The organism is Promicromonospora xylanilytica, assembly GCF_054782895.1.
Window position 1 is genome coordinate 110,044 of sequence record NZ_BAAGRP010000004.1, and the last position, 13,143, is coordinate 123,186.

Here is a 13,143-nt window from a genome sequence, read left to right on the forward strand (position 1 = left end):
GGCTCAGGGCGCCACGTTGTGGTTCGACGCGAACAGGTTGTGTGGGTCGTACGCCCGCTTCACCTCGCGCAGCCGAGCGAGCGTCCCCTCGGGGTAGGCGTTGCGCACGTCCTGCTCCGTGGCGCTCCCCATGAAGTTGACGTAGCCGCGCCCGCCGACGCCGAACGCCTCCGCCGTCGAACGCACCCACTGGCTCGCGACGGGCAGCGCGTCGAGGGTCGGCGCGGCCTTGCCGACCGTGACCATGAGGGCCGGGTCCCGGTGCGCGAAGGCGGTCGCCGCCGGGTCGACCTGCGCGATCGCACCACCCATCGGGCGCAGGTTCACCGCGGCAGGACCGCCCGCGCCGGACACCGCCTGGATCACCTCGGCCGCCCATGCGTCGTCGGGCGTCCAGGCCCCCTCGCCGAGGAACCCGGTCCGGGCGTCGCCCATCCCGCCGGGCGGCGGACCACCCGGCCCCTCGAACATCGCCGGGTACCGGATCTCCTGGACGCTGTCGAGCACCGGGCCGAGGGCCCGCAGCGGAGCGAACACCTCGTCCGCCTCGGTAGCGGTACCCGAGTGGCACACCAGCGCCATGATGATCGGCGTGCCGTGCAGCTCTGCCGGGATCATGGGCGCCGGCGGCGCCACCATCACGTTCACCATGCCCGCGAACTCGTCGGGCCCCTCGGTGAACGCCCGTAGCACCGTCGTGAGCGTGGCCGGGCCGGGCGCCCACATCATCATCCCGCCCGTGACCGTACGGAGCTCCCGCAGGCGCAGGTCCAGCCGGGTCACGACGCCGAAGTTGCCGCCGCCGCCCCGCAGCGCCCAGTAGAGGTCGGGGTGCTCGTCGGGGCCCGTCTGCACCACCCGGCCGTCGGCGAGGACGACCTCCGCGCCGAGCAGGTTGTCGACGGTGAGCCCGTCGCGCCTGCTGAGGTACCCGATGCCGCCGCCGAGGGTGATGCCCGCGACACCGACGCTCGCCGTGTCGCCGAACCCCGTCGCCAGCCCGTGCTCGCCGGCCGCGGCGGTGTACGCGCCGGCGAGCACACCGCCCTGCGCGTGCCCGACGCCGCCGGCCGCGTCGATCCGGACGCCGTCCATGAGGCGCAGGTCGAGCACGAGCCCGCCGTCGACCACGCCGTGCCGTGCCTGGTGGTGACCGCCGGCGCGCACCGCGAGGGGCAGGCCGGCGTCCCGCGCGACGGCGATCGCCGCCACCACCTCGTCGGTGGTCCGCACTCGGGCGACCGCCGCCGGGGTCCGCGCCGGGCCGCCGACGAACAGGGTCGCCGCGTCGGCGAACTCGTCGTCGGCCGGGGTGAGCAGGCGGTCACCGAGGGTGGCCGCAAGCGGGGCCAGGGCGCTCTCGGGCGCCTCCGGGGAGTGCCGTGCGGTGGTGCTGTCCTGCATGGACATCTCAAGCCTCCTGGTCAGTGCGGTCGAGCTCGGCGCCGGGTGGCGTCGAACGCCGACGTTAGACATCTAAGGATTAGGCGTCAATGCAATTCGGCCAGCTTCGAACTAGTCTGCGCCCATGCGACCAAGCGGGCAGGCCGGCGGCGGACCAGGCGGCGGGAGCGGGGTGGGGCCGGGCGAGGAGGCGGGCGGCCCGCGGCCGGTGGCGGTCACGATGTGGCACACGGTGCAGCGGGTGATGCGCTCGTTCGACGCGCTGCTGACCGAGGAGGGCGGGAGCTGGCAGGTCTGGCACATCCTGCTCGCCCTGCACCAGGGCACGCCGGCCACCCAGCGGGAGCTCGCCCGCGCCGTCGGCATCCGGGAGGCGACGCTGACGCACCACCTGCGCGGCATGGAGGAGCGGGGGCTCGTCCTGCGCACCCGGGAGGCGTCGAACCGCCGCGTGCAGCGCATCGAGGTCACCGAGGCGGGCGCCGCGCTGTACCGCAGGCTCAAGACCGCCGCGATCTCGTTCGACCGGACGCTGCGCGGTGCGGTGGGTCAGGACGAGGCCGACGTCGACGCGTTCTTCGACACGCTCCGCCGGCTCGCCGACTCGGTGCCCGACGGCGGTCGTGGCGCCGTCCCGGAGGGCTGGCCGGGGAACCGCCGTGCCTGACGCCGCCCCGGGTCGCGTGGGCCGGGAACCGGGAATAGGCGATGCCCCGGGCAACTTGTCATGTGTCGTGCAGCACACTCGAAAGGCCAGGACATGACCGCGCCGCCCGCCGGCACCGTCGACGTGCGTCTCGGCCTGCGCGGCGACCGCGGCCCGGTGCTCGGCGCACTGATGCTCTCGACGGCGCTCGTGGCCCTCGACGTCACGATCCTCGCCACGGCGTCGACCACCGTCGCACGGGAGCTCGGCGCGTTCGACCAGGTGCCCTGGCTGTTCTCCGCGTACACGCTGGCCCAGGCGGTGACCGTCCCGCTGTACGGGCGCCTGGCCGACGTGTTCGGGCGCAAGCGCGTGATGCTGGCCGGGATCGGGCTGTTCCTGCTCGGCTCGGTGCTGTGCGCCGTCGCCTGGAGCATGCCGGCGCTCATCTGGTTCCGGGTGCTGCAGGGCCTGGGCGCCGGCGCGATCATGCCGGTGTCCATGACCATCGCCAGCGACATCTACACGATCGCCGAGCGCGCCAAGATCCAGGGGTACCTCGCGAGCGTGTGGGCCGTGTCGTCCGTGCTCGGCCCCACCCTCGGCGGCGTGTTCAGCGAGTTCGTGAGCTGGCGCTGGATCTTCTGGGTCAACGTGCCGGTCGCCGCCGTCGCCGCCGCCGTGCTCTGGCGCCGGTTCCACGAGAAGCGGCGCGAGGGTGCGCGCGAGCCGATCGACTACCTCGGCGCCGTGCTGCTGACCGGCGGGAGCACGCTCCTGGTGCTGGGCCTGCTCGAGGGCGGCGCGACCTGGGGCTGGTCGTCGCCGCAGTCGATCGGGATCTTCGCCGGCTCGGCCCTGCTGCTCGCGGCGTTCGCCGTGTCGGCCCGCAGGAGTGCGCACCCGATCTTCGACCTGGGGCTCCTGCGCCGCCGGGTGGTCGGGGCGTCGACGGCGGCGTCGCTCATGATCGGCGTCATCACGCTGGGCCTGACCACCTACGTGCCGATCTACGCGCAGGGCGTGCTCGGCACCGGGCCGCTCGTCGCGGGGTTCGCGCTGGCCTCCCTCATGGTCGGCTGGCCGCTGGCGTCGACCCTCTCGGGCCGGGTCTACCTGTCGATCGGATTTCGCTGGACCGGCGCGATCGGGGCGGGGACGGCGCTGGCCGGGTCGCTCCTCACGCTCGGCCTGGGCACCGACTCCCAGTTCTGGCACGTCTCCGCCGCGGTGTTCGTGATCGGCCTCGGCATGGGCATGGTCTCCGTGCCGACGCTGCTGGCCGCGCAGCACAGCGTGGGCTGGGGCGAGCGCGGGGCGGTGACCGCCACCAACATGTTCGCCCGGTCGATCGGGCAGGCGGTCGGCGTGGCCGCGCTCGGCGCCGTGGTGAACGCCGTGACGACGGTGGGCCCGAACGGCACCCCGGAGGGCCCGGGACTGGCCCAGGCCATGCACCTGGTGTTCTGGTCCGTCGCCGCGTGCGCGGCCCTGCTGACCGTGACCGCGCTGCTGCTCCCCCGCGACCACCCGAGGGACACGACTGGCTCAGGGGCTTGACTTCATGTTGACCTGAAGTCGGAGGCTGGGGCGGTACGCACGACGCCCCAGGAGACGGAGCCCTCGATGTCCACGACAGACCCCTCGACCAGCCCCTACGACGCCGTGGTCATCGGCGGCGGCCCGGCCGGGCTGCAGGCGGCCCTCACGCTCGGCCGTATGCACCGGAGCGTGCTGCTGCTCGACTCCGGCGAGTACCGCAACGCTCGCGCGGAGCACCTGCACAACTTCGTGACGCGCGACGGCACGCCGCCCGCCGAGTTCCGCGCCGCGGCCCGTGCCGAGCTGACGGCCTACGCGACGGTGACGGTCCGCGAGGCTGCCGCGACCACCGTCGTGCCGGACGGCGACGCGTTCCGCGTCGGCCTCGGGGCCGGGCCGGGTGCCGCGGGCACGGAGCCGGCCGCGGCCCGGACGGTCGTGCTCGCCACCGGGCTGCGGGACACGGTCCCTGCCGTCCCCGGCCTGGAGGCGCTGTTCGGCACGGTGGCCGCAGTCTGCCCGTACTGTCACGGGCACGAGCTGAGCGGCAAGCACGTCGCGGTGCTCGGCGGCGGCCCCCACGTGGCCAGGGTCGCGTTCCTGCTGGAGCGCATCGCGAGCCGCCTCACCGTCCTGGCCGACGGCGCGGAGCTCGAACCGGGCCTCCGCGCCCAGCTCGACCGCGGGGGCGTCACCGTGCGGCTCGAGCCCGTCAAGGAGCTGAGCCGCAGCACAGCCGGCGCCACCGTGTCGTTCGCCGACGGGCCCGACGAGGAGGTGGGCGGCGTCTTCGTGGCGACCGAGTTCGCCCAGCGCGCCCCGTTCGCGGCACAGCTCGGCCTACGGCTGCAGGAGTCGGGCGCCGTCGAGGTCGACGCCATGGGACGCACGAGCGTGCCGGGCGTGTTCGCGGCGGGCGACATGGCGCACACGTCCGCCACGCCCATGCCGCTCGCGTCGGTGCTCATGGCGGCGGCGTCCGGGCTGATGGCGGCGACCTCGGCCGACGGTGAGCTGCTGGCTCGCGCCCACCCCTGACGGCGTCGGGTGCTACGCGCTCGCACCCTCGCGGAGGGTGCGGCGTTCGGCCTCGATCGTCAGGAGCTCGGCGAACGCCGCCTGGTAGGCCTCGGTGTCCGCCGGGTCGAGGCGCTGCAGGCGGCTGCGCGCGTCGGCGACCCGCCGCATCAGCCCCAGGTCGAGGACGCGGTGCACCACACCCTCGACGAACGCGGCGATGGCCGCCTCCCGGTCCTCCGGGAGGGACGCCACCGACAGCTGCGTGACGATGCCCGCGACGGTCTCCGAGGCCTGCTCCAGGACGGCCGCGACCCACTGCGCCGCCGACACGTCGCGCCCGGCCGCCGCTCCCCCGGCCGCGCGGATCGCCGTGTGCACGGCACGCCAGGCCGGCACGGAGAACGCGTCCTCACCGAGCGTGTCGAACGACGCGGGCACGTGCTGCGGGTACTGCAGCACCGCGACGAGCGCGAGGCGCTCGTCACGCGCCACGGGGTCGCGCGGGTCGGGCGCGGGCAGCTGCGGTTGGGCGCCCGACGCCGGGCGGTCCTCCCCGCCGGGCAGCCCGCCGTCGCTGTCCGGCGCCGCGGATCGATCCCCGTCCGGCCGGTCCGGCGCGCGGCGCAGGGACGGCGTGGACGCCGCGCGGCCGACCTCGCGCCGCACCTCGTCGATCTCCGTGCCGATCCAGCCCGCGACCTCGCGCATGTAGCCGTCGCGCTGGCTGCGGTCCCGGATACCGACGATCTCCGGCGCGGCGGCCCGCACGGCGGACACGCGGCCCTCCACGGTGTTCAGGTCGAACTGCCTGAGCTTGGCCTGGATGACGAAGGCGAACAGGGGCTTGCGGCTGTCGACCAGCGCGCGCACCGCCTCGGGGCCCTTGGCCATGCGCAGGTCGCAGGGGTCCATGCCGCCGTCGGCCACCGCGACGAACGTCTGCGCGAAGAACCGCTGGTCCTCGCCGTACGCCCGCTCGGCGGCCTTCTGCCCCGCAGCGTCCCCGTCGAACGTGAAGATGATCTCGCCGCCCATGGTCGCGCCGGACGTGAGCTGCAGGCCACCGCCCGCCGTCGTGTCGCCGAGCAGGCGGCGCACCACCTTGGCGTGGTCGCCGCCGAACGCCGTACCGCACGTGGCCACCGCCGTCGCCACACCGGACAGGTGCGCCGCCATGACGTCGGTGTACCCCTCGACCACGACCACCTTCTTGTCCTTGGCGATCGCCCGCTTGGCGAGGTCGATCCCGTACAGCACGTGCGACTTCTTGTAGAGGCTGGTCTCGGGGGTGTTGAGGTACTTGGGGCCCTGGTCGTCCTCGAACAGGCGACGCGCGCCGAAGCCGATCACGGCACCCGTCACGTCCCGGATGGGCCACATCACCCGTCCCCTGAACCGGTCGTAGATACCGCGCTGACCCTGCGACATCAGCCCGCTGGCCACCAGCTCGGCCTGCGTGAAGCCCCTGCCCTGGAGGTGTCGCTGCAGCGCGTCCCAGCCCTTGGGCGCGAACCCGACGCCGAACCGCTCGGCGTCGGACCGGTCGAAGCTGCGCTCGGCGAGGAACGTACGCGCCGCCGCCGCGCCAGGGCCCATGAGCTGCTCGGCGTAGAACTCCGCGGCCACCTTGTTGGCCTCCAGCAGGCGCTGGCGCTTGCCCGGCTCCTCACGCGGACGGGCGTTGCCACCCTCCTCGTAGCGCAGCTGCACGCCGGTCTTGCCCGCGAGGTACTCGATGGCCTCGGTGAAGCTCAGCCCGTCCATCTTCATGACGAACTCGATGACGTCGCCGCCCTCGCCACAACCGAAGCAGTGGTAGCGGCCGACGCTCGGGCGCACGTTGAAGCTCGGGCTGCGCTCGTCGTGGAACGGGCACAGACCCACCAGCGCGCCCACCCCGGCGGGCTTGAGGGTCACGTGCGCCGAGACGATCTCGTCGATCCGCGCGCGTTCGCGGACCTGGTCCACATCCTCACGTCTGATCAGCCCGGCCACGCCTCGAAGTCTATGCTCGCGCGCCGACACCACGGTGCCGCCGTCCACACCCCGCCCCGGTCAACGGCCCCTCCGCGCCGCCGCGCACGTCCGCGCGTACTCGCCGGGGGCCACGCCGAGCGCCCGCACGAAGTCCCCGGTGAAGTGGGCCTGGTCGTAGTAGCCGACGGCGGCCGCGAGCCCCGCCAGGTCGAGCGCCGGGTCGCGGCCCAGCAGCTCGGCGGCGAGATGCACCCGGTGCCGCCGCAGCACCCACTTGGGGCTCACGCCCACCCATTCGGCGAACAGGCGCTGCAGCGAGCGCGGCGTGGTGCCGAGCCCGGTCGCGAGCGCAGCGACGGTCGTGCCGGGCACGGCGTCGGCGATCGCCGCGAACGCCTCGGCCAGGTCGGCCAGCGCCGCGGTGGACCGTGATGTCCGGGTGCGCTCGGCGGCGGCGAGCGGCGGGGTGACGGTCCGGACGGCGGCGTCGGCCCGGCCGCTCCGGGCCTGGTCGATGGCTTCGGCGCCGGCCCGGTCCGCCGTCGGGCCGAGGAACGTGGCGGGGCCGACGGCGCCGCACTCGCCCGGGTGCGGCAGCCCGAGCAGCGCGCGGTAGCCGCCGGGGCGCAGCTTGGTACCGACGACGCCGCCCGAGCCGGACAGGGTGCGCCGGTCGACGGCCGCAGCGGGCATGGCGTAGGCGAGGAAGCCGGGCTCCTCCGCGACGACCTGGCCGACCGGGTGGGGCACCACGGCCTGCGTGAACGTGACGCCCGGCGGCAGGTCCCAGGTGATCACCCAGTGCCAGTCGACAAGGTCGGCGAGGTCTGGCACCGGCTCGACGCGAGCGAGCGTGAACCGGTCGCGCGCCCGCGCCGGGTTCACGATGCCGAGGGTCGGCCCGGACTCGAGCGCCTGCGTGACGGCGGGGCAGCCGTCGAACACCTGTCGCATTCTTCCAAGACTGGCACAGACCGGCGGCGGAAGCATCGGTCACATGAGGAACTCAGCCCTGCACCCCAACATCGCCGTGGGCGACGCGCGCGCCGCCATCGCCTTCTACGAGGCCGCGCTCGGCGCCGAGACGCTGTCCGTGATCACCGCCGGAGACGCGGTGATCCACTCCGACCTGGTCCTGCGGTCCGCCGCCGGTGAGTCGACGTTCACCGTCGCCGGGGCGTTCCCGCCCGACTCCGTCGCGCCCGAGCCGGGCGCGCCCACGCATGCGAGCTTCACGATCCCGGTCGAGGACACGGACGCGGCCTACGCCCGGGCGATCGAGGCCGGCGCGACCAGCCTGGCCGAGCCCGGCGACTGGTTCGAGGGGTTCCGGCAGGCCGCGGTCCGCTGCCCGTTCGGCCACCGCTGGTACTTCGTCACGGTGGCGGACTCGGTCACGACGGAAGCGGTCCAGCAAGCAAGCGAGACCTGGACGACCTCCCGCGAGTCGTGACCCGAGTCGGATCGGATGAGCACAGCAGTTGCTGCCGGACAGGTCCCTCGGCCGGCAGCAGCAGCTGTGGTCAACGGGCGAGTGCGGTTTGCCGGGCTAGCGCAGTTCGGTACGCTTTGCCCCGACCCGAGGAGGAAAGTCAGGAACATGGGAATCCGGTATCGCAAGAGGCTGTCGCTCGGCCCGCTCAAGTTCAACATCACCCAGAAGGGGTTGTCGTCCATGAGCTTCAAGATCGGTCCCTGGACCTGGAACTCCCGGACCAAGAAGCACTCGATCAACCTGCCCGGCGGCCTGAGCTGGTACAGCAACAACAAGTAGGACCGCCACGGCGGAGGCAGCGGCCACGTGCCTGCCTCCGCCGACACCACCCGAGCCGGCCGCCCCCGACGGCCCGCACCCGATGGCCGGAACCGGCCGGATTCCGGTGATGTGGGCCAGCGTGACTAGAGTGGACGGGTGGAGCAAGCCCTCGGGAAGAGCATCCCTCCGTCGTACAGCGCGCAGGACGCCGAGCGCTGGGTGTCCGAACCGCCCAAGTCGCAGGCCCGTACCCCCTTCGAACGCGACAGGGGCCGCGTGGTGCACTCGTCCGCACTGCGGCGTCTCGGCGCCAAGACCCAGGTGCTCGGCGCTGGCCACGACGACTTCGTACGGACCCGGCTGACCCACTCGCTCGAGGTGGCGCAGGTCGGCCGCGGCATGGGCCGCTCCCTGGGCTGCGACCCCGACGTCGTCGACACCGCGTGCCTCACCCACGACCTCGGGCACCCACCCTTCGGGCACAACGGCGAGACGGCGCTCGCCGAGATCGCCCAGCCGATCGGCGGCTTCGAGGGCAACGCGCAGACGCTGCGCCTGCTCACCCGGCTCGAGCCCAAGGTGATCGCCGACGACGACACCCCGGCGGGCCTCAACCTCACCCGTGCGAGCCTCGACGCGAGCGTCAAGTACCCGTGGGCCTACGGGGCGGGCCCCGCGCGGCCGGACGGCACGGCGAGCCGCAAGTTCGGCGTCTACACCGACGACCTGCCCGTGTTCACCTGGCTGCGCAAGAACGCCCCCGACGGCGTGAAGTGCCTCGAGGCCCAGGTCATGGACCTCGCCGACGACATCAGCTACTCGGTGCACGACGTCGAGGACGGCGTGGTCGCCGGCCGTGTCGACCTCGACCTCATGGCGGACGCCGAGGAACGGGCGCGCGTGGCCGAGTACGTGCGCGCCTGGTACGGCGAGTGGTACACGCAGGACGCCATCGACGCGGCCATCGGTCGCCTGCAGGACTACCTGCGCGGCGTCGGGCACCTGGTCAGGGCGTTCGACGGGTCGCGCAGGTCCCTCGCCTCGCTCAAGGACATGACGAGCCAGCTCATCGGCCGGTTCATCGGCGCGGCGATCTCCGCGACGCGGGCGGAGTTCGGCGAGGGCGACCTCACGCGGTACGCCGCCCGGCTCGTGGTACCCGCCGAGACCGAGCACGAGATCCTCGCGCTCAAGGGCATCGCGGTCGCCTACGTCATGGCGCCGCGCGGCCAGGAGCCCCGGTACCTGCGGGAGCGGGAGATCCTGGCCGAGCTGGTCGGCGTGCTCGCCGACCGCGCCCCCGACGAGCTGGAGACACCGTTCGCCGCGGACTGGCGTGCCGCGCCCGACGACGCCGCCCGCCTCCGGGTCGTGGTCGACCAGGTCGCGTCGCTGACGGACCTGTCGGCCATCGCACTGCACGACAGGCTTGTCACCCGGGCGTCCTGACGGTGCCGGTTGGTCAGAGCCAGCCGTTCTCCCGCGCGATCCGGACCGCCTCGGCGCGCGTGCGCGCCCCCGTCTTGCCGATCGACGACGACAGGTAGTTCCGCACCGTGCCCTCGGACAGGTAGGCCTCGGCGGCGATCCCCGAGACCGTGCCGCCGTCGGCCGCGAGCGCCAGGACGTGCGCCTCCCGGTCGGTGAGCGGGCTCGCGCCGACGGTCAGCGAGGCGACGGCGAGCTCGGGGTCCACGACGCGCAGACCCGAGTGGACGCGGCGGACGGCGTCGGCGAGCAGCTCCGCGGGCGTGTCCTTGACGACGAACCCGCTCGCGCCCGCGTCGAGCGCACGGCGCAGGTAGCCGGGCCGGCCGAACGTGGTGACGATGAGCGACCGGCAGCCCGGCACCTGGTCACGGAGGGCGGCGGCGGCCGCGACGCCGTCGAGGCCGGGCATCTCGACGTCGAGCAGCGCGACGTCGACGGAGTGCTCGCGGGCGGCGTCGACGACCTCGTCGCCGCGCCCCACCTGGACCACGACCTCCAGGTCGGACTCGAGGTCGAGGAGCGCTGCGACGGCGCCCCGCACGAGGGCCTGGTCGTCGGCGAGCAGGAGCCGGATCATGCCGGGCCCGCGTACGTCGCGGCGAGCCGGAACCCGCCGCCGGGCCGGGGGCCGTGCTCCAGGGTCGCGCCGGCCGCGTGCGCCCTGGCCCCGAGGCCGTTCAGGCCGTGGCCGCCGGAGGACTCGCCGACGACCTGGCCCTGGCCGTCGTCCTCGATCACCAGGGTGTCGGGGGTCAGGTCGACCCGGACGTGCCGTGCTCCGGCGTGCCGGAGCACGTTGGTGGACCCCTCGCGCAGCACCCAGGCGAACAGCTCGCGGCGTTCGGCGGGCACCATGTCGACGGCGCCGGGCAGGTCTGCGTCGATGCCCGCCGCGTCGAGCGCGGCGCGCGCGGCCGCGACCTCACCGGCGAGGGAGACGCGCCGTTCGTCGGCGATCATGCCACGCACGTCGGCGAGCGCGGACCGGGCAAGGGACTGGACGTCGGCGAGCTCGTCCGCCGCACGGCCGATGCCCGCGCCGCCGGCACCGGCGCGCAGGAGCCGGGCCGCCAGCTCGGCCTTCACGGAGATCACGGTGAGCGAGTGGCCCAGCACGTCGTGCATGTCCCGCGTGATGCGTTCGCGCTCCCGGAAGGTCGCGAGCGCCGCCACCTCCTCCTGTGCGCGCAGGAGCAGGCGGTTGCGTTCCATGCCCTGCAGCATGGCGAAGGTGGCGACGCCGCCGAGCGCCGCCGTGATGGCGTTCCCGTCGGCGGGGTGCCAGCCGGGCAGCACCCGGGGCAGCGCCACCATGGCGACGACGGTCACGGCGACGAGCCACGCCGCCTGGGTGCGCGGCACCAGGTACATCGCGCTGAGGCACAGGAGGACGAAGCCGATCAGGCCGTCCTCGGCGGCGGCGGCACAGGTCAGGAGCGCGAACGCGAGCTGCGCACCGAGGACCGCCCGGCCGACTGCCCGGCGCGGGCGCCGGGTCCGGTGGCGGACCACCACCCAGCCGAACAGCGCGGCGGACCCCACGAGCCCGACCACCCCTCCTACCACCAGCGGCTGCGGCGCGTCGAGGACGACCACGAGGGTGTTCCGCACCAGGGCGAACCACAGCAGCGCGCCGATGGCCACGCCGATCCGGGTACGCCGCCGACGGGCCGCGTCGGCCTGCGCCGTCGTCACCGGGGGCTGTGCGATCACGACCCCTACCGTGTCATACACGGGCGGTGTCGCGTCCGAACCGCCACGCGGCAGCCGCGACGAAGAGCACGGTCCAGACCAGGAGGTTCACGATCGCCCAGGCGTCGAGGCCGGTGCCGAGCGGTGCGCGGGTCAGGACCGCCGCGCCGTAGGTGGGCACGAAGCGCCCGACGTCGGCGAAGGGACCGTCGCCGAGCGGGACGAACAGGCCGCCGGCCAGGGAGAGCACCGCCAGGAGGGGGCTGAGCATCTGCATGGTGTTCTCGGTGGGCAGCACGTAGCCCATGAGCAGGCCGAGGGCCGCGAACGTCCCCGAGCTGAGCCAGGCGATCAGGGCGCAGCCCACCCAGGCCGCCGGAGACATCTGCGCGCCCTGCGCGTACCCGACGCCGAAGGTCAGACCGATCGACACCGCGCCGAGCGCCATCGAGGCGACCACCTTGGTCATGACGTACGACCAGGGGCTCAGCGGCGTGAGGCGCAGCTGCCGGGTCCAGCCCTGCGCGCGCTCCGTGGAGACGCTCGCGCCGCCCGACACCGTGGTGACGATCGCCCCGAACAGCGCGACGGAGACGAGGAGCAGCGCCGTCCTGTTGGCGTCGTCGCCGACGGTCTCCTGCTGGTTGGCCGCCGTGCCGGCCCCCACGATCAGGAACATCGCCGGCGGCATGAGCAGGCTGATGACGAAGGTGCGCCGGTCGCGCAGCAGGCGGCGCAGCTCCAGCCGCGGGTAGTAGCCGTTCATGGTCACGCGCCTCCCGTGGTGCCGGAGGTGGCGGGCGCGCCGGACGTGAGCCGGACGAACGCGTCCTCCAGGGTGCGCACCCCGGTGCGGTCCTTGATTCGCTGGGCCGTGCCGTCGGCCACGACCCGGCCACGGCTCACCATGACCACCCGGTCGGCGTAGAGCTCCGCCTCGTCGAGGTAGTGGGTGGCGAAGACGACGGTGCGGCCGCGGGCGGCATCCGCACGGACGGCCGACCAGAAGTCGCGACGGCCGGTGACGTCCATGCCCGTGGTGGGCTCGTCGAGGAACAGCAGGTCGGGCTCTGAGACGAGTGCCATCGCGAACCGCAGCCGCTGCTGCTGCCCGCCCGAGCACGTGCCGACCTTGCGGCGCGCGAGATCGGCGATGCCCGCCCGCTCGAGGTAGGGGCGCACGTCCCCCGACCCGCCGAACAGTGCGGCGGTCAGCTCGACCGTCTCCCGCACGGTCAGGTCCCGCAGCAGCCCGCCCGTCTGCATGACGGCGGCGATCTGCCCGGCGGCCACGGCGTCGGACGGCTCCTTCCCGAGCACGCGGACGGTGCCGGACGTCGGCCGGGCCAGTCCGAGCGCCAGGTCGATGGTCGTGGTCTTGCCCGCACCGTTGGGCCCGAGGAACGCGACGACCTCGCCGCGCTCGATGCGTAGGTCCAGGTGGTCGACGGCGCGCACCGTGCCGCCGCGCCCGCGGAACTCCTTGACGACGTCGCGGGCGTCGAGGGCCGGTGCCCCGCCCGTGCTGCTCTGCTGTGTCGGTGTCATGCCTCAAGGCTCGTCCCGCCGGGACCACGGCACGCAGGCCGTGCGTCACCGGCGGGACATGACATCC

13 protein-coding genes are annotated in these 13,143 nt (G+C 74.0%); 6 read left to right on the forward strand and 7 right to left on the reverse strand.

From position 1 onward, the window contains the following. Window positions 1-3: 3 nt before the first annotated feature. On the reverse strand, window positions 4-1,410 hold the full coding sequence (locus ACYVK7_RS05460; protein ID WP_460886666.1) for an FAD-binding oxidoreductase: 1,407 nt from the start codon (window positions 1,408-1,410) through the stop codon (window positions 4-6). A 118-nt stretch (window positions 1,411-1,528) separates the two neighbouring features. Here ACYVK7_RS05460 and ACYVK7_RS05465 point away from each other — a divergent pair, with 118 nt between their 5' ends. The 3 genes from ACYVK7_RS05465 (at window position 1,529) to ACYVK7_RS05475 (ending at window position 4,630) form a co-directional block, all read left to right on the forward strand. Continuing rightward, window positions 1,529-2,071 carry a MarR family winged helix-turn-helix transcriptional regulator gene (locus tag ACYVK7_RS05465; RefSeq protein WP_460886667.1) on the forward strand — a complete coding sequence of 181 codons (543 nt, stop codon included), beginning with the start codon at window positions 1,529-1,531 and terminating at the stop codon, window positions 2,069-2,071. Window positions 2,072-2,164: 93 nt separating this feature from the next. Beyond that, window positions 2,165-3,610 (forward strand): MDR family MFS transporter, encoded by a 1,446-nt coding sequence (locus tag ACYVK7_RS05470; protein WP_460886668.1) that lies wholly within the window; start codon window positions 2,165-2,167, stop codon window positions 3,608-3,610. Window positions 3,611-3,676: 66 nt separating this feature from the next. Beyond that, window positions 3,677-4,630, forward strand: a complete 954-nt coding sequence (locus ACYVK7_RS05475; RefSeq protein ID WP_460886669.1) for an NAD(P)/FAD-dependent oxidoreductase — start codon at window positions 3,677-3,679, stop codon at window positions 4,628-4,630. 12 nt (window positions 4,631-4,642) lie between these two features. Here the strand turns inward: ACYVK7_RS05475 and dnaG are convergent, their stop codons facing one another. Then, the gene (dnaG, locus tag ACYVK7_RS05480; protein ID WP_460886670.1) at window positions 4,643-6,607 is read right to left on the reverse strand and encodes a DNA primase; all 1,965 of its coding nucleotides are present in this window, start codon (window positions 6,605-6,607) and stop codon (window positions 4,643-4,645) included. A gap of 60 nt (window positions 6,608-6,667) precedes the next feature. After that, window positions 6,668-7,543 (reverse strand): helix-turn-helix domain-containing protein, encoded by an 876-nt coding sequence (locus ACYVK7_RS05485; protein ID WP_460886671.1) that lies wholly within the window; start codon window positions 7,541-7,543, stop codon window positions 6,668-6,670. A gap of 43 nt (window positions 7,544-7,586) precedes the next feature. On the opposite strand from ACYVK7_RS05485, the gene ACYVK7_RS05490 reads away from it, so the two are divergent. The 3 genes from ACYVK7_RS05490 (at window position 7,587) to ACYVK7_RS05500 (ending at window position 9,794) form a co-directional block, all read left to right on the forward strand. Further along, window positions 7,587-8,042: a VOC family protein gene (locus ACYVK7_RS05490; protein WP_460886672.1), complete on the forward strand. Its 456-nt coding sequence runs from the start codon at window positions 7,587-7,589 to the stop codon at window positions 8,040-8,042. 147 nt (window positions 8,043-8,189) lie between these two features. Further along, on the forward strand, window positions 8,190-8,363 hold the full coding sequence (locus tag ACYVK7_RS05495; RefSeq protein ID WP_171104560.1) for a DUF4236 domain-containing protein: 174 nt from the start codon (window positions 8,190-8,192) through the stop codon (window positions 8,361-8,363). Window positions 8,364-8,501: 138 nt separating this feature from the next. Beyond that, window positions 8,502-9,794 carry a deoxyguanosinetriphosphate triphosphohydrolase gene (locus tag ACYVK7_RS05500; RefSeq protein ID WP_460886673.1) on the forward strand — a complete coding sequence of 431 codons (1,293 nt, stop codon included), beginning with the start codon at window positions 8,502-8,504 and terminating at the stop codon, window positions 9,792-9,794. A 13-nt stretch (window positions 9,795-9,807) separates the two neighbouring features. Here ACYVK7_RS05500 and ACYVK7_RS05505 read toward each other — a convergent pair whose 3' ends face one another. Genes ACYVK7_RS05505 through ACYVK7_RS05520 form a run of 4 tightly spaced genes read right to left on the reverse strand, consistent with a single transcriptional unit; the run spans window position 9,808 to window position 13,076 of the window. After that, window positions 9,808-10,413, reverse strand: a complete 606-nt coding sequence (locus tag ACYVK7_RS05505) for a response regulator (protein ID WP_460886674.1) — start codon at window positions 10,411-10,413, stop codon at window positions 9,808-9,810. Then, window positions 10,410-11,549, reverse strand: a complete 1,140-nt coding sequence (locus ACYVK7_RS05510) for a sensor histidine kinase (RefSeq protein WP_460886675.1) — start codon at window positions 11,547-11,549, stop codon at window positions 10,410-10,412. Before ACYVK7_RS05510 ends, ACYVK7_RS05505 begins: the two co-directional genes overlap by 4 nt. Window positions 11,550-11,562: 13 nt before the next feature. Continuing rightward, window positions 11,563-12,294: an ABC transporter permease gene (locus ACYVK7_RS05515; protein WP_460886676.1), complete on the reverse strand. Its 732-nt coding sequence runs from the start codon at window positions 12,292-12,294 to the stop codon at window positions 11,563-11,565. 2 nt (window positions 12,295-12,296) lie between these two features. Beyond that, entirely contained in the window at window positions 12,297-13,076 is a 780-nt protein-coding gene (locus ACYVK7_RS05520) for an ABC transporter ATP-binding protein (protein WP_460886677.1), read from the reverse strand. Between the last annotated feature and the right edge of the window lie 67 nt (window positions 13,077-13,143).